At 42.2% G+C, this 16,273-nt stretch carries 18 protein-coding genes; 11 read left to right on the top strand and 7 right to left on the bottom strand.

Annotated elements, in window-relative coordinates:
- Positions 1 to 235 precede the first annotated feature (235 nt).
- From V6D41_RS02125 to V6D41_RS02100, 6 genes are all read left to right on the top strand, one after another.
- Positions 236 to 730 carry a YaiI/YqxD family protein gene (locus tag V6D41_RS02125; protein ID WP_087990748.1) on the top strand — a complete coding sequence of 165 codons (495 nt, stop codon included), beginning with the start codon at positions 236 to 238 and terminating at the stop codon, positions 728 to 730.
- Positions 731 to 763: 33 nt separating this feature from the next.
- Positions 764 to 2,575, top strand: coding sequence for a DNA primase (gene dnaG, locus V6D41_RS02120; protein WP_333517140.1), 1,812 nt, complete (start codon positions 764 to 766; stop codon positions 2,573 to 2,575).
- 199 nt (positions 2,576 to 2,774) lie between these two features.
- Positions 2,775 to 3,890 (top strand): RNA polymerase sigma factor RpoD, encoded by a 1,116-nt coding sequence (rpoD, locus tag V6D41_RS02115; protein ID WP_003226225.1) that lies wholly within the window; start codon positions 2,775 to 2,777, stop codon positions 3,888 to 3,890.
- 328 nt (positions 3,891 to 4,218) lie between these two features.
- Positions 4,219 to 4,581, top strand: coding sequence for a cytochrome c550 (gene cccA / locus V6D41_RS02110; RefSeq protein WP_333517139.1), 363 nt, complete (start codon positions 4,219 to 4,221; stop codon positions 4,579 to 4,581).
- A 254-nt stretch (positions 4,582 to 4,835) separates the two neighbouring features.
- Complete coding sequence (locus V6D41_RS02105; RefSeq protein WP_333517420.1) at positions 4,836 to 5,486, top strand: tRNA (adenine(22)-N(1))-methyltransferase TrmK; 651 nt, start codon at positions 4,836 to 4,838, stop codon at positions 5,484 to 5,486.
- A complete protein-coding gene (locus V6D41_RS02100; protein WP_333517138.1) occupies positions 5,479 to 6,600 on the top strand; it encodes a Nif3-like dinuclear metal center hexameric protein in 1,122 nt (373 codons plus the stop codon). Before V6D41_RS02105 ends, V6D41_RS02100 begins: the two co-directional genes overlap by 8 nt.
- Before the next feature lie 23 nt (positions 6,601 to 6,623).
- Here V6D41_RS02100 and V6D41_RS02095 read toward each other — a convergent pair whose 3' ends face one another.
- Together V6D41_RS02095 and vrrA are read right to left on the bottom strand one after the other, a co-directional pair.
- A complete protein-coding gene (locus V6D41_RS02095; protein WP_333517137.1) occupies positions 6,624 to 7,568 on the bottom strand; it encodes a 4-hydroxy-3-methylbut-2-enyl diphosphate reductase in 945 nt (314 codons plus the stop codon).
- A 122-nt stretch (positions 7,569 to 7,690) separates the two neighbouring features.
- The gene (vrrA, locus tag V6D41_RS02090; RefSeq protein ID WP_148962079.1) at positions 7,691 to 8,413 is read right to left on the bottom strand and encodes a VrrA/YqfQ family protein; all 723 of its coding nucleotides are present in this window, start codon (positions 8,411 to 8,413) and stop codon (positions 7,691 to 7,693) included.
- Between the two features lie 168 nt (positions 8,414 to 8,581).
- On the opposite strand from vrrA, the gene cshB reads away from it, so the two are divergent.
- Entirely contained in the window at positions 8,582 to 9,898 is a 1,317-nt protein-coding gene (gene cshB / locus V6D41_RS02085) for a DEAD-box ATP-dependent RNA helicase CshB (protein WP_333517136.1), read from the top strand.
- A 9-nt stretch (positions 9,899 to 9,907) separates the two neighbouring features.
- Positions 9,908 to 10,801: a deoxyribonuclease IV gene (locus tag V6D41_RS02080; RefSeq protein WP_148962077.1), complete on the top strand. Its 894-nt coding sequence runs from the start codon at positions 9,908 to 9,910 to the stop codon at positions 10,799 to 10,801.
- 26 nt (positions 10,802 to 10,827) lie between these two features.
- On the opposite strand, the gene V6D41_RS02075 is transcribed toward V6D41_RS02080, so the two are convergent.
- Positions 10,828 to 11,082 carry a DUF2624 domain-containing protein gene (locus tag V6D41_RS02075; protein WP_010330680.1) on the bottom strand — a complete coding sequence of 85 codons (255 nt, stop codon included), beginning with the start codon at positions 11,080 to 11,082 and terminating at the stop codon, positions 10,828 to 10,830.
- A 115-nt stretch (positions 11,083 to 11,197) separates the two neighbouring features.
- On the opposite strand from V6D41_RS02075, the gene V6D41_RS02070 reads away from it, so the two are divergent.
- Positions 11,198 to 12,079 (top strand): YitT family protein, encoded by an 882-nt coding sequence (locus V6D41_RS02070; protein WP_087990740.1) that lies wholly within the window; start codon positions 11,198 to 11,200, stop codon positions 12,077 to 12,079.
- Positions 12,080 to 12,211: 132 nt separating this feature from the next.
- Positions 12,212 to 12,649 carry a zinc uptake transcriptional repressor Zur gene (zur, locus tag V6D41_RS02065; protein ID WP_087990739.1) on the top strand — a complete coding sequence of 146 codons (438 nt, stop codon included), beginning with the start codon at positions 12,212 to 12,214 and terminating at the stop codon, positions 12,647 to 12,649.
- A gap of 37 nt (positions 12,650 to 12,686) precedes the next feature.
- Here zur and V6D41_RS02060 read toward each other — a convergent pair whose 3' ends face one another.
- Positions 12,687 to 13,268 carry a hypothetical protein gene (locus V6D41_RS02060; RefSeq protein WP_087990738.1) on the bottom strand — a complete coding sequence of 194 codons (582 nt, stop codon included), beginning with the start codon at positions 13,266 to 13,268 and terminating at the stop codon, positions 12,687 to 12,689.
- A 132-nt stretch (positions 13,269 to 13,400) separates the two neighbouring features.
- Between V6D41_RS02060 and V6D41_RS02055 the strand changes: the two genes are divergently transcribed.
- Positions 13,401 to 13,787 carry a hypothetical protein gene (locus V6D41_RS02055; RefSeq protein ID WP_087990737.1) on the top strand — a complete coding sequence of 129 codons (387 nt, stop codon included), beginning with the start codon at positions 13,401 to 13,403 and terminating at the stop codon, positions 13,785 to 13,787.
- Between the two features lie 24 nt (positions 13,788 to 13,811).
- Here the strand turns inward: V6D41_RS02055 and ispG are convergent, their stop codons facing one another.
- The 3 genes from ispG to V6D41_RS02040 form a co-directional block, all read right to left on the bottom strand.
- Positions 13,812 to 14,945, bottom strand: a complete 1,134-nt coding sequence (gene ispG, locus V6D41_RS02050; RefSeq protein WP_148962075.1) for a flavodoxin-dependent (E)-4-hydroxy-3-methylbut-2-enyl-diphosphate synthase — start codon at positions 14,943 to 14,945, stop codon at positions 13,812 to 13,814.
- A 121-nt stretch (positions 14,946 to 15,066) separates the two neighbouring features.
- On the bottom strand, positions 15,067 to 15,366 hold the full coding sequence (locus tag V6D41_RS02045; RefSeq protein WP_333517135.1) for a LysM peptidoglycan-binding domain-containing protein: 300 nt from the start codon (positions 15,364 to 15,366) through the stop codon (positions 15,067 to 15,069).
- Between the two features lie 94 nt (positions 15,367 to 15,460).
- Positions 15,461 to 16,222 (bottom strand): DUF1189 domain-containing protein, encoded by a 762-nt coding sequence (locus V6D41_RS02040; RefSeq protein ID WP_148962073.1) that lies wholly within the window; start codon positions 16,220 to 16,222, stop codon positions 15,461 to 15,463.
- Positions 16,223 to 16,273: the final 51 nt, after the last annotated feature.

Genomic DNA, 16,273 nt, shown 5'->3' with positions numbered 1-16,273 from the left:
GTTTTTGGCTATGTCAAAAGGGAATAATGAAAAACAATAGCATCTTTGGGAAGTTTGTATTATAATAAAAAATTGTGATAAAATGATTAATTTTAGGTTTAAGGTTCGTGTGATACGAATAAACTATTATGGGTAAGATGTCAAGAATTTCTCCCGGAAATTTTTCGACAAATTCATATACATCCGCAATGATCTAAAGGATGTGCGATTTTGCTTGCTTTTATGCAGGAGTTTAATGGAGGGATGGAGAATTACTCTTCTTAATGAACAAGAAAAGACGATTTTTGTCGATGCTGACGCTTGTCCGGTAAAAGATGAAATTTTACAAACAGCATCCGATTATGACGTTCAAGTTCTTTTTGTCGCTTCATTTGAACATTATCAGCTTTCCAGAAGCAAGGAAGAAATATGGAAGTATGTTGATCCTCATAAAGAAGCTGCTGATTTATATATCGCAAATCACGTAAAAACGGGAGATATTGTTGTGACGCAGGACATCGGATTAGCATCCCTGCTACTGAACAGAAATGTTTCAGTTATGTCGGAAAGAGGGCGTCTTTACAAAGAAGATACGATTGATTTTGCTCTTGAGAGCCGTCATTTTTCCGGTAAACAAAGAAAAAAAGGCATATACGCCAAAGGGCCTAAAAAATTAAATAAAGAAGATCGAGAACGATTTATTACACTGCTGCAAAAAATCCTGTCGAACGATGAAGGGATTTTGCACTAAAGCATCGAATAATGTACGACGGAGTGTTATAAGATGGGAAATCGGATACCAGATGAAATTGTGGATCAGGTGCAAAAGTCGGCAGATATCGTTGAAGTCATAGGTGATTATGTTCAATTAAAGAAGCAAGGCCGAAACTACTTTGGACTCTGTCCTTTTCATGGAGAAAGCACACCTTCGTTTTCCGTATCGCCCGACAAACAGATTTTTCATTGCTTTGGCTGCGGAGCGGGCGGCAATGTTTTCTCTTTTTTAAGGCAGATGGAAGGTTATTCTTTTGCTGAGGCGGTTTCTCACCTTGCTGACAAATACCAAATTGATTTTCCAGATGATATAACAGTTCATTCGGGAGCCCGGCCAGAATCTTCTGGAGAACAAAAAATGGCAGAGGCTCATGAGCTCTTGAAGAAATTTTACCATCATTTGTTAATAAATACAAAAGAAGGTCAAGAGGCACTGGATTATCTGCTTTCAAGGGGCTTTACGAAAGAGCTGATTGATGAATTTCAGATCGGCTATGCTCTTGATTCCTGGGACTTCATCACGAAGTTTCTCGTAAAGAGAGGCTATAGTGAGGCGGAAATGGAAAGAGCGGGTCTTCTGATCAGACGTGAAGACGGGAGCGGATATTTTGACCGTTTCAGAAACCGGGTCATGTTTCCGATCCATGATCATCACGGGGCTGTTGTTGCTTTCTCAGGCAGGGCTCTTGGCAGCCAGCAGCCTAAGTATATGAACAGTCCTGAAACACCGCTCTTTCATAAAAGTAAACTGCTTTACAATTTTTATAAGGCCCGCCTTCATATCAGAAAGCAGGAAAGAGCGGTCTTATTTGAGGGATTTGCCGATGTCATATCGGCCGTAAACTCGGGTGTGAAAGAGAGTATAGCCACGATGGGAACGTCTCTGACAGATGATCATGTCAAGATCCTTAGAAGAAATGTCGAAGAAATCATTCTTTGCTACGACTCTGATAAAGCCGGATATGAAGCCACCTTAAAAGCTTCTGAGCTTCTCCAAAGTAAAGGCTGCAAAGTCAGAGTTGCAATGATTCCTGACGGATTGGACCCTGATGATTATATCAAAAAGTTCGGCGGGGAAAAATTTAAAAACGACATTATCGATGCCAGTGTCACTGTGATGGCGTTCAAAATGCAATATTTCCGAAAAGGAAAGAACCTGTCCGATGAAGGCGATCGCCTGACTTACATTAAAGCTGTACTGAAAGAAATTAGCACGCTTAAAGGATCGCTTGAGCAGGAAGTCTATGTAAAACAGCTTGCTTCAGAGTTTTCGCTTTCGCAGGAGTCTTTAACCGAGCAGCTGACTGTTTTCAGCAAGCAAAGCAAACCTGTTGACAATGGCGGTGAAACGAAAACACGGCGTGCGCATCTGACGACAAAGGCAAGGCAAAAACGTCTGCGTCCGGCGTATGAAAATGCAGAAAGGCTGTTACTCGCACACATGCTTCGAGATCGGAGCATCATTAAAAAAGTGATTGACCGGGTAGGCTTTCAATTTAATATTGATGAGCACCGCGCATTAGCCACCTATCTTTACGCTTTTTATGAGGAGGGAGCCGAGCTTACGCCTCAGCATCTGATGGCCAGGGTGACGGATGATCATATAAGCCAGCTCTTGTCTGATATTTTAATGCTTCAGATTAATCAAGAACTCAGTGAAGCCGAGTTATCAGATTATGTAAAAAAAGTGTTGAATCACAGAAATTGGTCAATGATAAAAGAAAAAGAGACGGAAAGAGCCGAAGCCGAAAGGCAAAAAGATTTTTTAAGAGCTGCTGCTCTTGCTCAAGAAATCGTTACATTGAACCGATCTTTAAAATAACTGGAAAAACTGGTGAGAAGCGTTTATTGGCAATGATTCCTTGCGGAGGAGCAAATAGATCGCTTGACCTCATCATGAATTGTCATTTCATTATTCGCACATTATTAAAGGCAGTTCACATAGAAAACGCCTGAATGGACCGAATAAGAATCATACCGCTTATAGAATTCGTTGCAAGCTTTGGAAGGAGGGATCCATAATGGCTGATAAACAAACCCACGAGACAGAATTAACATTCGATCAAGTAAAAGAGCAATTAACAGAGTCTGGTAAAAAACGTGGCGTTTTGACATATGAAGAAATTGCCGAGCGTATGTCCAGCTTTGAAATTGAATCAGACCAAATGGATGAGTATTATGAATTTTTAGGTGAACAAGGTGTTGAATTAATTAGTGAGAATGAAGAAACAGAAGATCCTAATATTCAGCAGCTTGCCAAAGCCGAAGAAGAATTTGACCTTAATGACCTAAGTGTACCGCCGGGTGTCAAAATCAATGACCCAGTTCGGATGTATCTAAAGGAAATCGGCCGGGTTAACCTTCTATCTGCAAAAGAAGAAATCGCCTACGCTCAAAAGATTGAAGAAGGTGATGAAGAATCTAAACGCAGATTGGCTGAAGCGAACCTGCGGCTTGTTGTCAGTATCGCAAAACGGTATGTCGGACGCGGAATGCTGTTCCTTGACCTGATTCAAGAAGGCAACATGGGTCTGATGAAAGCCGTTGAAAAATTTGATTACCGCAAAGGTTATAAATTCAGTACGTATGCTACGTGGTGGATCAGACAGGCGATTACTCGCGCCATTGCCGATCAGGCGAGAACGATCCGGATTCCCGTTCATATGGTTGAAACCATTAATAAATTGATCCGTGTGCAGCGTCAATTACTGCAAGATTTAGGCAGAGAACCGACACCTGAAGAAATTGCGGAAGATATGGATTTAACACCTGAAAAAGTACGCGAAATCTTAAAGATCGCACAAGAGCCGGTATCGCTGGAAACACCGATCGGTGAAGAGGATGACTCGCATCTTGGTGATTTTATTGAAGACCAAGAAGCAACTTCACCTTCAGACCATGCCGCATATGAGCTGTTGAAAGAGCAGCTGGAAGATGTACTTGATACGTTAACTGATCGTGAAGAAAATGTATTGCGTCTTCGATTTGGTCTTGATGACGGCCGTACAAGAACACTAGAAGAGGTCGGCAAGGTATTTGGAGTAACGAGAGAGCGTATTCGACAAATCGAAGCTAAAGCGTTGCGGAAACTTAGACATCCTAGCAGAAGTAAACGTTTGAAAGATTTCCTGGAATAAGATGGAACGGGTCGTGTAGATCCGTTCTTCTTTTTTATCAAAAAGATATATGGATAATATGCCTTTATTTTACTGAAAAATGGTGTCATTTGCAAATGAACATTGTGGTGAAAAATTTCAAATATGAATCCATATTTTCTATTGTAAGCGTATACAATACATTATACAATAGAATAAAATAGATATCGGAGAAATAGGCATGTTTCTATTCAATTTTGTATAAAGTGTGAATAAAAAACTTTTGTATAGCAATCCATTTACTTTTTGTAAAATTAAGTTAGAATTAGAAGTGTTTACATAGGGGAAGGATTAAAAAGGGGGAAGGGAAATGAAATGGAATCCGCTTATTCCATTTTTACTGATCGCTGTTTTAGGTATTGGTCTGACTTTCTTTTTAGCAGTAAAGGGGCTTGATGATTCTCGAGAGATTGCAAGCGGCGGAGAAAGCAAATCTGCTGAAAAAGAAGATGCAAACGCTTCACCTGAGGATATTTACAAGGCAAACTGTATCTCGTGCCATGGTGAAAATTATGAAGGTGTTTCAGGTCCGAGCTTAAAAGGTGTAGGCGATAAGAAAGATGTCGCTGACATTAAAACCAAGATCGAAAAAGGCGGTAACGGAATGCCTTCTGGTCTTGTTCCGCCCGATAAGCTGGATGATATGGCAGAGTGGGTGTCAAAAATTAAATAAAAGATCTATCTTTCTCCTTATACGTTCTCAGGCCGCCGAGATATTCTCGACAGCCTTTTATTTTTATCTGCCGTGTGCAGAGCCGTCTCAAAAGAAAACACTGAAAATCATTCACTCAGCTTGGATTCCGGGCTGATTTTTTATATGATAGAAAAGGAAAAAATGATTGAGAAAAGTTGTGATGACAAGTGAACGAATTAAAATTATCGAAACGATTGCAAACAGTAGCGGAGTACATACCGAATGGAGCGGTGATGGCCGATATCGGATCTGACCACGCTTACCTTCCTTGTTATGCGGTGCTGAATCATAAAGCCAGCGGGGCAATTGTCGGAGAAATAACAGACGGCCCGTTTTTGTCCGCCAAGCGGCAGGTTGAAAAATCAGGCTTAGCCCCGCACATTTCTGTAAGGCAGGGAGACGGCCTGGAAGTCATTAAAAAAGGTGAGGCCGATGCCATTACGATTGCGGGAATGGGCGGATCTTTGATCGCGCACATTTTAGAAGCGGGTAAAGAAAAATTAACAGGGAAGGAACGGCTTATTTTACAGCCGAATATTCATGCTGTTCATATCAGGGAGTGGCTTTATAAAGAAGGATATGCGCTGATAGATGAGGTGATCCTTGAAGAGGACGGAAAGTGTTATGAGGTGCTTGTCGCCGAAGCGGGAGACAGAGATTCGGCTTATGCCGGTATTTCCTTATCAGCCGGAATGCTCGTCGGCCCTTTCTTGGCAAAAGAAAAGAATACTGTATTTTTGAAAAAATGGACACAAGAGCTTCAGCATACAGAAAGCATTTATAAACAGATCAGCCGAGCTTCAGGTACAGAACAAAACAAACAAAAATTAAAGGAGCTCTCCGATCGGATGGAGTTGCTAAAGGAGGTTATCGATCGTGACTAAAACGGTAAATGGGCAGCAGATCATCCAGCTGTTTGAACAATTTTCTCCGAAAGCCTATGCGGTCGAAGGCGATAAAATCGGCTTGCAAATCGGCACCTTAAACAAACCGATTAAAAATGTAATGGTTACGCTTGATGTGTTGGAGAGCGTTATCGATGAAGCCATTGAAAAAGAGGTTGATTTGGTTATCGCACACCATCCTCCTATTTTCAGGCCCCTAAAGCATATTTCAACAGATCAGCCAGCCGGAAGGTTAATTGAAAAGTGTATGAAGCATGATATCGCTGTTTATGCAGCTCATACAAATTTAGACGTTGCGGACGGCGGCGTGAATGATTTGCTTGCTGAAGCATTAGAGCTGAGTGAGACGGAGGTGCTGGTGCCTACTTATACTGATCCTCTTAAAAAGCTGGCCGTATACGTGCCGAAGGAATATGAAGAGCAGGTCAGAGCGGCGCTCGGAAATGCGGGAGCCGGCCATATTGGCGAATACAGCCATTGTGCGTTTTCGTCTGAAGGAATCGGCAGCTTTAAGCCATTGGACGGCGCTAAGCCTTTTATCGGTGAAGTGGGAGAGCTTGAGCTTGTTCATGAAGTTAGGCTGGAGACTGTGTTTCCTAAAAGCATTGAAAAAGCTGTTATAAATGCAATGATCAAAAGCCATCCATATGAAGAAGTAGCTTACGATATCTATCCTGTCGAGCAGTCTCCAGCTGAAAAAGGGCTTGGCCGTGTCGGAACACTTAAAAATGAGATGACGCTCAAGGAATTCGCTTTATTTGTGAAAGACAAGCTTGAAGTCAATGGTGTCAGAATGGTGGGTGAAGCTGACAGCATGGTGAAGAAGGTGGCTGTTCTTGGCGGGGATGGCAACAAGTATATTCATCATGCGAAACGAAAGGGCGCCGATGTTTACGTCACAGGAGATTTATACTTCCATGTGGCCCATGATGCGATGATGCTTGGCCTGAATGTTGTTGATTCGGGCCATTACGCGGAAAAAATTATGAAAGAAGGCGTCACGAGAAAACTAACATCCATGTGCAATGATAAAAAGCTGGATGTGAATATCTTTGTTTCTGAAACAGATACAAATCCATTTGCATTTCTATAAAAAAACTGAGGCTTTTTACAGCCTCAGTTTTTTGCTTTTACTTTCGGGAGTATTTTTTTGAGCGGTACACTGTGTTCAGTTGTCCAAGTTGATGGATCTTCATGATCATACTGCTCCAAAAAGCGAATGACTTCTTTTGTGATCGGCGTTGGTGTTGAAGCTCCCGCAGTAACAGCGACGGTATTAACGCCTTTCAGCCATTCGAGCTTTAATTCGCTTAGGTCGCCAATTCGGTATGCTTTAGTGCCTGCTATTTCCTCCGACACTTGAGCGAGCCTATTTGAATTGTTGCTCTTCGGGTCGCCGACAACGATTGTTAGATCCGCTTTTTTCGCCTGTTCTGATACAGCTTCCTGCCGTACCTGAGTAGCGAGGCAAATCTCTTGGTGATATTCGACATGAGGATATTTCTCTTGTACAAGCTCCATAATGTCGTGAACATCCCATTGAGACATCGTTGTTTGATTGGTCACGATTAATTTATCTGCTTGGATATCAAGGTTTTTCACATCTTCTTCTGTTTCTACTAAGTGAACGATCTCAGGGGCTACGCCAACGGCTCCTTCAGGCTCTGGATGCCCTTTTTTGCCGATGTAGATTACGTGATATCCTTTTTCTTTCATTTCTAGAATTAAAGTATGAGTTTTCGTCACATCCGGACATGTAGCATCTATTGCGACTAATCCTCTCTCGTCGGCGATTTTTCTGACCTCGGGAGAAACACCATGCGCAGTAAAAATCACAGTTCCTTTGTCAACCTGCTTCAGGATATCCAGACGATTAGCACCGTCTAAAGTAAAGATTCCTTCCTCTTCAAACGCATCAGTGACGTGTTTATTATGAACAATCATCCCGAGTATATAGATGGGTCTTGGCAAGCTCTTATCAAGTGACGCGTTCTTGGCAATAACCATAGCATCAACAACGCCATAGCAATAGCCGCGCGGCGATATTTTAATTACGTCCATTTTCGGTTGTCCTCCAATACTGAAGTGAGTAAAGGCAATATAAAAAGCCGTAATCAAACGGCTCTATTCTTGCATTCTTCTGATCTCATTATAGCCAATCTCACTTCAGATATCAAAGAATGTTAAATATATAATCTCGGCTTTGAACTGCCTGATGTTCTTTTTGAAGAAGGAGAGGCGGCTTCATTTTTCTTCGGGGCAGATGTTTTTGATGTGTGTTCTTCTCCGTCAGGTTTTTTTGATTTCTTGGGGAGAGAAGAACTTTTTGGTTTTGATTTTTTGTTTCCGCCTGAGGTCTTTACTTCAGCTTCGTTCTCTGTTTCTGAGGTTTCTTCCGAATCTGTTTGTTTTTCATTTTCCTCATTGCTCTCTGTATCATCACTTTTACTTAATTGGCTGTACAGCTTCATCATTGCTGGCAGGTTGCGGACTAACGGGCCGTACTGCTGGATCATGGGAGTGACTTGCTGCGCCATGCCGAGCACTTTTTGCACATTCCCGAGCATACTGGATAAAGATGCAGGATTGGCGATATTTTGAATCCCTTGGAGACTTGATCCTCCGCTCGCTGCGGCGCCAGCTCCAGGAACTCCGGCGCCGCCAGCGCCTCCTCCTCCGGGTAAGAACCTTGACAGCATTCCTTTTATGCCTCCGCCCGCACCATTTCTCGCCCCGGCATTTGCCTGAGGAAGAAATTGTCCGGATTGCTGAAAACCTTGCTGCTGCGGTCCAAATGAAGGTCTTCGCATATTAGGCGGTCTTCTGCCCATCATTTGCTGATTTGGCATGGGGCGGGGCGGTCCAGGCTGCGGGTAATTTCTCATCGGCTGCTGTGGTGAAAACATACTTGTACCTCCTTTCAGCTCTCTCTGCTATTAGAATATGCATGTGCTTCGGTATTTGCTTTACATAACCGAATAAAACAAAAGCCTTGCAAACGTGGTGTTTTTAAGCAAGATCGGGTATAATGTAATGATGGATACATAATGTGCCGCTTTAAGGAGCTGGGAAAAATGAAAGAAACTAAATTTGAAGTATATGAATTGAAACCGTTTATTATAGATGCAGTACACCGCCTTGGTTTTTACGAACCGACTGATATTCAGAAAAGGCTGATTCCTGCAGTGTTAAAAAAAGAAAGCGTCATCGGCCAGTCACAGACGGGAACCGGAAAGACTCACGCTTATTTACTGCCATTATTAAACAAAATCGATCCTGCTAAGGATGTCGTTCAGGCTGTCATTACGGCTCCGACAAGAGAGCTTGCCAACCAGATTCATCAGGAAGCACTTAAAATCACCGAGGGTGAAGAAGGCAGTCAGATTCGCTCGAAATGTTTTATCGGAGGCACAGATAAACAAAAAACGATTGATAAACTGAAGACACAGCCGCATCTTGTCGTTGGTACGCCCGGTCGGATTGCCGATTTAATCAAAGAACAGGCGTTAAGTGTTCATAAAGCAGAATCCCTCGTTATTGATGAAGCGGATTTAATGCTGGACATGGGATTCATTGCGGATGTAGATTACATTGGTTCACGCATGCCTGAGGATCTGCAGATGCTTGTGTTCTCAGCGACCATTCCGGAAAAGCTGAAACCATTTTTGAAGAAATATATGGAAAATCCAAAATACGCCCACGTGGAGCCAAAACAGGTGACTGCTGCGAAAATCGAGCATATTCTCATTCCTTCGAAACATCGTGACAAGGACAAGCTCCTTTTTGACATCATGTCTCATCTGAATCCATACTTGGGCATTGTGTTTGCCAATACGAAAAACGCTGCTGATCATATCGCTCAATATCTGACTGGCAAGGGCATGAAAATCGGGCTGCTGCACGGCGGATTAACGCCTCGAGAGCGGAAAAAAGTCATGAAGCAGATTAATGATTTGGAATTCACTTATGTCATTGCAACTGACCTTGCCGCGCGAGGCATTGATATTAAAGGTGTCAGCCATGTGATCAACTATGAGCTGCCGGATGATCTCGATTTCTATGTTCACCGTGTGGGCAGAACAGCTCGCGCCGGCTCATCAGGACAAGCGATGACCATTTACGAGCTTTCTGATGAGGATGCATTAGCCAGACTTGAGAAAATGGGCATCGAGTTTGATTACTTAGAGCTTGAAAAGGGCGAGTGGAAAAAAGGCGATGACCGCCAGCGCCGCAAAAAACGCAAAAAAACGCAGAACGAAGCGGATGAAATAGCGCATCGTCTCGTGAAAAAGCCGAAGAAGGTTAAGCCTGGATATAAAAAGAAAATGAGCTACGAGATGGAGAAAATCAAGAAAAAACAGAGAAGAAACCAATCTAAAAAAAGAAAGTAGGGGAACCTGTTGTTGAGAATAGGCTCACACGTCTCTATGAGCGGGAAACATATGCTTCTGGCTGCAAGCCAGGAAGCAGCCTCTTATGGGGCGAACACGTTTATGATCTATACAGGCGCACCGCAAAATACGCGCCGGAAGAAAATTGAAGATTTAAATATAGAAGCTGGCCGGACACACATGCAAGAAAACGGCATTGACGAGATTATCGTACATGCGCCTTATATTATTAATATTGGCAACACGACAAACCCGTCCACTTTTGAGCTGGGTGTCGACTTTCTTCGTTCTGAAATTGAACGGACAGCGGCCATCGGAGCGAAGCAGATTGTGCTTCACCCGGGCGCTCACGTAGGAGCGGGAGCTGAAGCAGGCATCAAAAAAATTATTGAAGGCTTAAATGAAGTAATTGATCCGAATCAAAATGTCCAGATTGCATTAGAAACAATGGCAGGAAAAGGATCAGAGTGCGGCAGAAGCTTTGAGGAGCTTGCACAGATTATTGATGGCGTTACACACAATGAGCTTTTGTCAGTATGCTTTGACACGTGCCATACACATGATGCCGGATATCAGATTGTCGAAGACTTTGACGGAGTGCTGAATGAGTTCGATAAAATTGTTGGCATTGACCGTATTAAAGTGCTCCATATTAATGACAGCAAAAATGTCAAAGGCGCAAGAAAAGACCGACATGAAAACATCGGCTTTGGTGAAATCGGATATGACGCACTGCAATATGTTGTTCATCATGAGCAGTTAAAAGACATTCCAAAAATCCTTGAAACACCGTATGTCGGTGAAGATAAAAAGAATAAAAAACCGCCATACCGATTTGAGATTGACATGCTGAAAGAAAAACAATTTGATGACACATTGCTGGAAAAGATTTTACAGCAATAAAAAATGGGGGATAGCTCCCCCATTTTTTAGCTTGTGAATTGTTTGAATAGTTCATTAACGGTTTGCGCTGTTTCTTTTGATGTAATTGCCTCTACTTGTTTCAGCAGCCGCATTCGTTCATTCTCATTAAAGATGTTTACATTTTTCCCGTATAACAGGTTTGCTACTTCAATGGCCTGCGGTCTTGTTAGGCTGATTCCGTATTGTTTTGAGTACTTCAGCAAATCGTCAGCAGTAGCCTGATTAAGTCGCTGCAAAATAATTCTTTGAAATAAAATCATCGACCATTCCACCTCCAAACTTAATGTATGGGCAAATCATCAAAATGTGTCAGTGTTTAATGGTAAAATAGATTTATAATATATTTAAAATAGTTATTGCAGGAGAGGAGATTTTATGACCCCAACAAAACAGCATAAGAGAGAAACATTTTTCCACTTTATGTTCAGGGTCTTCATGATTCTGGCAGGAGCTGCATCTGCGGCTGTTAGTATCGAATTATTTTTAATCCCCAATCATTTTATTGATGGCGGAATCATCGGTGTATCACTTATTTTAGACCATCTCTTCATGTCAACTCCCGTTTTGAATTTCGCTATATTTGTTGTCATTTTAAATATTCCTTTTATGATCTTCGGTTATAAATATATTGGTAAGACCTTCCTTGTCTCTACGATGATTGGGATTGTCGGGCTTGCCGTTATTGAATCCTCGCTTCACCATGTAGAAGCCATTACAACTCAACCTATTTTGGCGACTGTTTTCGGCGGTCTTTTACTCGGCTTTGGCGTCGGGCTCGTTATTCGAAACGGAGGTTCAATGGATGGTACGGAAATTCTCGGGATTTTACTGACGAAAAAGCTGCCGTTTTCAGTAGGTGAGTTCGTTATGCTTATCAATGTATTCATTTTCATTTGGGCTGGTTTTGTGTTCGGTCCTGAGCAAGCGATGTACTCTTTCATGACTTATTATATTGCGATGAAAACCATTGATGCCGTGATCCAAGGGCTTGATGAAACAAAAGCTGTCATTATTGTGTCAGATCAGTATGATGAGATTTCCGACGCGATTTTGCACCGTCTTGGTCGAGGAACAACCAAGCTGAAGGGAAAAGGCGGATATACTGACGAAGAAAAGGACGTGATTTACGCGGTTGTCACTAGACTGGAAGTGACAAAGCTTAAAACGATCGTGTTTGAAGTTGATCATAACGCTTTCATTACCATTATGAATACCCATGAAACGAGAGGCGGGAAATTCAAAAACGCAATCCACTAGGCTTTCATTTACTTTTATTCATTTTATGGGTATAATTTTATCTGCGGTAAAGAAAATGGCTTGCTGGTCAGACAGCTGCCATTTTCTTTTTCATACATGTGTTCTTAAGCAAAGTGAAAAGGGGGACCCTTCATGAACGTACAAGAAGCGTTGAACCTACTGAAAGAAAATGGGTATAAATATACAAATAAACGGGAAGATATGCTGCAGCTTTTTGCTGATTCAGACAGGTATCTTACCGCTAAAAACGTACTGTCTGCATTAAATGATGATTATCCCGGCTTAAGCTTTGATACAATCTACAGAAACCTTTCTTTGTATGAAGAACTAGGTATTTTGGAAACAACTGAGCTGTCCGGTGAAAAGCTCTTCCGATTTAAGTGTTCGTTTACTCATCATCACCATCACTTTATTTGTCTTGCCTGCGGCAAAACAAAGGAAATTGAGTCATGTCCAATGGACAAGCTTTATGATGATTTAGATGGCTATGAGGTCAGCGGGCATAAATTTGAGATTTACGGCACATGCCCTGATTGTACAGCGGAAAATCAAGAAAACACGACTGCGTAATTGTATATATGAGAAAAAGGAGCCCTGGGCTCCTTTTTCAGTTATTGACACGTATCAAATGATGTTTGTTTTTGTTCATCCATTGAACGGCTTCCAGCCAGTTGCTGACTCTGATGATGTTCGAATCAATTGGAAGCTGGTTATAGGGGGAATTGAATAAAATCACCGGTATATCGGCTTCTTTCGCAATCATCATTGCGTTTCCGTGATGATCCTCGAAAAACAAGTCGATGTTATGATTTTTGACTGCCTCAACTTTATGATGGCCGCCAACGAGTTCGATATGGTCGAAATGAATGTTTTGTCTGTCAAACCATTCATAGGTAATATCAGTTAAATGAGTTCGCCTCGCTGTAATATAAATAAGCTTGTGCTCCTCTTTGAGGAGGTCAAGTGATTGTTTTGCGTGCTGCGCAAGCATTGCTTCCTTATATATGATCGCTTCATTTTGATTCATCCAATCCCAAAATTCTTCCTGCGTAATGTTTAACAGCTTTGTCAAATCATAATCCGTCATATCTTCTAATGAAATGGAAAGATTAAACGAGCGGTTCAAATAAGGGACGAATGTATCCTGAGCCGTGATTGTGCCGTCAATATCTATTCCTAAGCGTAACATGCCCACACTCCTTCAGTTTCATCCTTTCAAGTGTAACATAAACAATTAACATTACCAGAAAAGTTTAGCAAACATGAAACGGGTAAAATGGTTCAAACTATAAAAGCTCCTTTAATAAAACAGAAGGGGGAATTGAAGGTGGCAGATTACGAAAAACGTGACAACAACAGCTACTATGTTGACCATGGTTCTGAAGGAACAAATATTACCCGCGACAATGATGGTTTTTTTGAGGAAACGGCTGCAGAAATCGCAGAGCCTTACCGTGCTGCTGATCGCAACAATGATCGAGACAATGACCGCAGCGGCGGCAATGTCAATGAAGGACGGGGAATGGGATATATTGCGTTAGCCTTGTCCATTATTTCATTGTTTGTACTGCCTGTTTTATTGGGAGCTGCCGGTATTATTGTCGGCTATATCGCAAGAAGAAGAGGTGCTCAGGGCTTGGGAGCTTGGGCGATGGGTATCGGTGTCGTTTCATTAGTGCTTGGAATATTTATTATTCCGTTTTTTTAACATAAAAAGCTTGACGGGTTTCCGTCAAGCTTTTTGTGTCTCTTCTTTTGATTTAGCTTTTTCAGCTTCAAGCTTTGCATAGTGTTCCTCAGCAAGAATGTCGATTTCCTTCTTGAGTTCCTCTACCATTGTTTCCTCTGGAACTTTACGGACAATTTTTCCTTTCCGGAATAACAGTCCTTCACCGCGTGCGCCGGCGATCCCGATATCGGCTTCTCTAGCTTCACCCGGTCCGTTTACGGCACAGCCAAGAACAGCAACTTTGATCGGCGCTTTTATCTTAGAAATATACTCTTCCACTTCGTTAGCGATGCTGATGAGGTCAATCTCAATACGGCCGCAAGTTGGACATGAGATGAGTGTGGCAGCATTGGAGGCTAAGCCGAAAGATTTCAGAAGCTCCCTTGCTACTTTTACCTCTTCCACAGGATCTGCGCTTAATGAAATACGCAAGGTGTTTCCGATGCCCTTGCTTAAAATCGCGCCGAGTCCTGCTGCGCTCTTAACTGTGCCGGCAAACAGCGTTCCTGACTCGGTGATCCCAAGGTGCAGCGGGTAATCAAATGCTTTCGACGCTTTTTCATAAGCCTCGATCGCAAGGTTGACGTCAGATGCCTTCATGCTGACAATAATATCGTGAAAGTCAAGGTCTTCAAGAATTTTAATGTGGTGAAGTGCGCTTTCTACCATTCCGTCGGCTGTCGGATAACCGTATTTTTCTAAAATCCGTTTTTCAAGTGAACCGGCGTTTACTCCGATTCTGATCGGGATCCCTTTTTCTTTCGCCGCCTTAACGACCGCTTCGACTTTTTCACGGCGGCCGATGTTGCCAGGGTTGATTCGGATCTTATCAGCGCCGCCTTCAATGGCTTTTAACGCAAGCTTATAATCGAAATGGATGTCAACAACGAGCGGAATGGAAATCCGTTTTTTAATATCTGCAATGGCGTTTGCCGCCCGTTCATCCGGACATGCTACCCGAACGACCTGGCATCCGGCTTCAGCCAGCCGGTTAATTTCCGCAACCGTTGCTTCCACATCATGTGTTTTTGTTGTTGTCATGCTTTGGATGACAACTTCATTGTTGCCGCCTATTGTTAAAGGTCCCACTTTGACGGGACGCGTTTTTGTACGATGTGTGATTTCACTCACTTGCAATCGCTCCTTAATTGTAGTTGCCGCTTCTAGATGTAACAATTCTAGTATGGTTTATGTGAATTTATTTTACAAATTACATTGTAACAGTGTCTTCGCCAAACTGACAAGAAATTAACGTTAATTAAGGGTAGACCGGAAATTTGTACGCTGTTCCCGCTTGAATGGCGTTGGCCCTTACATTCGGATTCAGTGTTTCAAAATCCTTTACAATGTCGTCAGGAGAACCTGCTGATCCGACAATTGACATAACCGTGTCACCCGGCTTAACCTTCACCGTTTTATACGCTGGTCCTTGTGCAGCCGTTTTTGCTGATGCTTCATAGACAGGGAGGTCCTGAATGGGTATTGTTCCAATTTTAAGATCATAAAAAAGAATAAAAAGAATAAAAACAATGCTGCATACAAAGGTGAGACGCTTCATCGCTTTTCCTCCCGCATACAAGATTTTATACCATCGTATGCTTGTCCGTTTTAATCCATGACAAAAGAAAAGAGACTGCGAATGCAGTCTCGGATTATACAGCAGCTTTTTTGGACGGAATCTCTTTTAACACGAGAAACAGGATGACAATATTGACAAACCAGTTCAGCAAAAATTCACTTGGAACTGCCGCTTCTAATGCGCGCATGATCGTAAAGAATACGGTCGAAAGGGTGATGGAATAGGCCGAAAGCTTCCAGAGCTGATGGTAGGATAGATGCTTTCTTTGTGAATTCTTAATGATTAACCCGATAAGCGCCAAGAATGATACTTCAATAAATTTTCCTGCGGCTGTTACGAGGAAAATGAGAGCTGAGAGAACAGTTACGATCATCGTTTTATTTTGGTTTAAACCTGCGATGACATCTTTTTTCTTTAACTCTGACGGTATCATTGAGTAAGGCATTTCCTGAGCCTGTCCGTCAATGGCCAAAACAAATTTGTTCTGGAGGATGCCGATCGCATTTTGCTTTGCTTCAATTTGCTTGGTACCGTAAGCGTCCGTCGGATCAAATACGATAACGAAACCATTTGCCTGTGATTCCGTCGCTTTTTTCTCATCCGTTTGAAGTTTGCCGTTTGAAATTGTGAAATCAGGGAAATCTTTGTTTAACACGGTTTTAAAGCCGTTCATTGATTTTACGGTCCCTGAGCTTACATAATAAGCGGTAGGAATTGCAAAAAGGACAGAAAGCAAAAATACATAAAGAATCGCTTTACCGATTCCTTGAAATCGTGTTTTTGCGATATCGCGGGGAGAGTATGTACTTTTGATGAAAAGCTGAAATATATTCACTATCTTCACTTCCTAGCTATACTAATATATGTTGCTTATTGTATCGTTGCC

The organism is Bacillus sp. 0102A, from assembly GCF_036765155.1.
GTDB classification, from domain to species: Bacteria; Bacillota; Bacilli; order Bacillales; family Bacillaceae; genus Bacillus; species Bacillus subtilis_G.
Note: the sequence above shows the minus strand (reverse complement) of the source record. Positions and strands in the feature narration are given on the sequence as shown.

Excerpts from the sequence above, each read along its gene's own strand:
- rpoD (WP_003226225.1), top strand. The coding sequence starts at position 2,775 with ATGGCTGATAAACAAACCCACGAGACAGAATTAACATTCGATCAAGTA.
- zur (WP_087990739.1), top strand. The coding sequence starts at position 12,212 with ATGAACGTACAAGAAGCGTTGAACCTACTGAAAGAAAATGGGTATAAA.
- V6D41_RS02075 (WP_010330680.1), bottom strand. The coding sequence starts at position 11,082 with ATGATTTTATTTCAAAGAATTATTTTGCAGCGACTTAATCAGGCTACT.
- cshB (WP_333517136.1), top strand. The coding sequence starts at position 8,582 with ATGAAAGAAACTAAATTTGAAGTATATGAATTGAAACCGTTTATTATA.
- cccA (WP_333517139.1), top strand. The coding sequence starts at position 4,219 with ATGAAATGGAATCCGCTTATTCCATTTTTACTGATCGCTGTTTTAGGT.
- vrrA (WP_148962079.1), bottom strand. The coding sequence starts at position 8,413 with ATGTTTTCACCACAGCAGCCGATGAGAAATTACCCGCAGCCTGGACCG.
- V6D41_RS02070 (WP_087990740.1), top strand. The coding sequence starts at position 11,198 with ATGACCCCAACAAAACAGCATAAGAGAGAAACATTTTTCCACTTTATG.
- V6D41_RS02060 (WP_087990738.1), bottom strand. The coding sequence starts at position 13,268 with ATGTTACGCTTAGGAATAGATATTGACGGCACAATCACGGCTCAGGAT.
- dnaG (WP_333517140.1), top strand. The coding sequence starts at position 764 with ATGGGAAATCGGATACCAGATGAAATTGTGGATCAGGTGCAAAAGTCG.
- V6D41_RS02095 (WP_333517137.1), bottom strand. The coding sequence starts at position 7,568 with ATGGACGTAATTAAAATATCGCCGCGCGGCTATTGCTATGGCGTTGTT.
- V6D41_RS02105 (WP_333517420.1), top strand. The coding sequence starts at position 4,836 with ATGGCCGATATCGGATCTGACCACGCTTACCTTCCTTGTTATGCGGTG.
- V6D41_RS02125 (WP_087990748.1), top strand. The coding sequence starts at position 236 with ATGGAGGGATGGAGAATTACTCTTCTTAATGAACAAGAAAAGACGATT.
- V6D41_RS02045 (WP_333517135.1), bottom strand. The coding sequence starts at position 15,366 with ATGAAGCGTCTCACCTTTGTATGCAGCATTGTTTTTATTCTTTTTATT.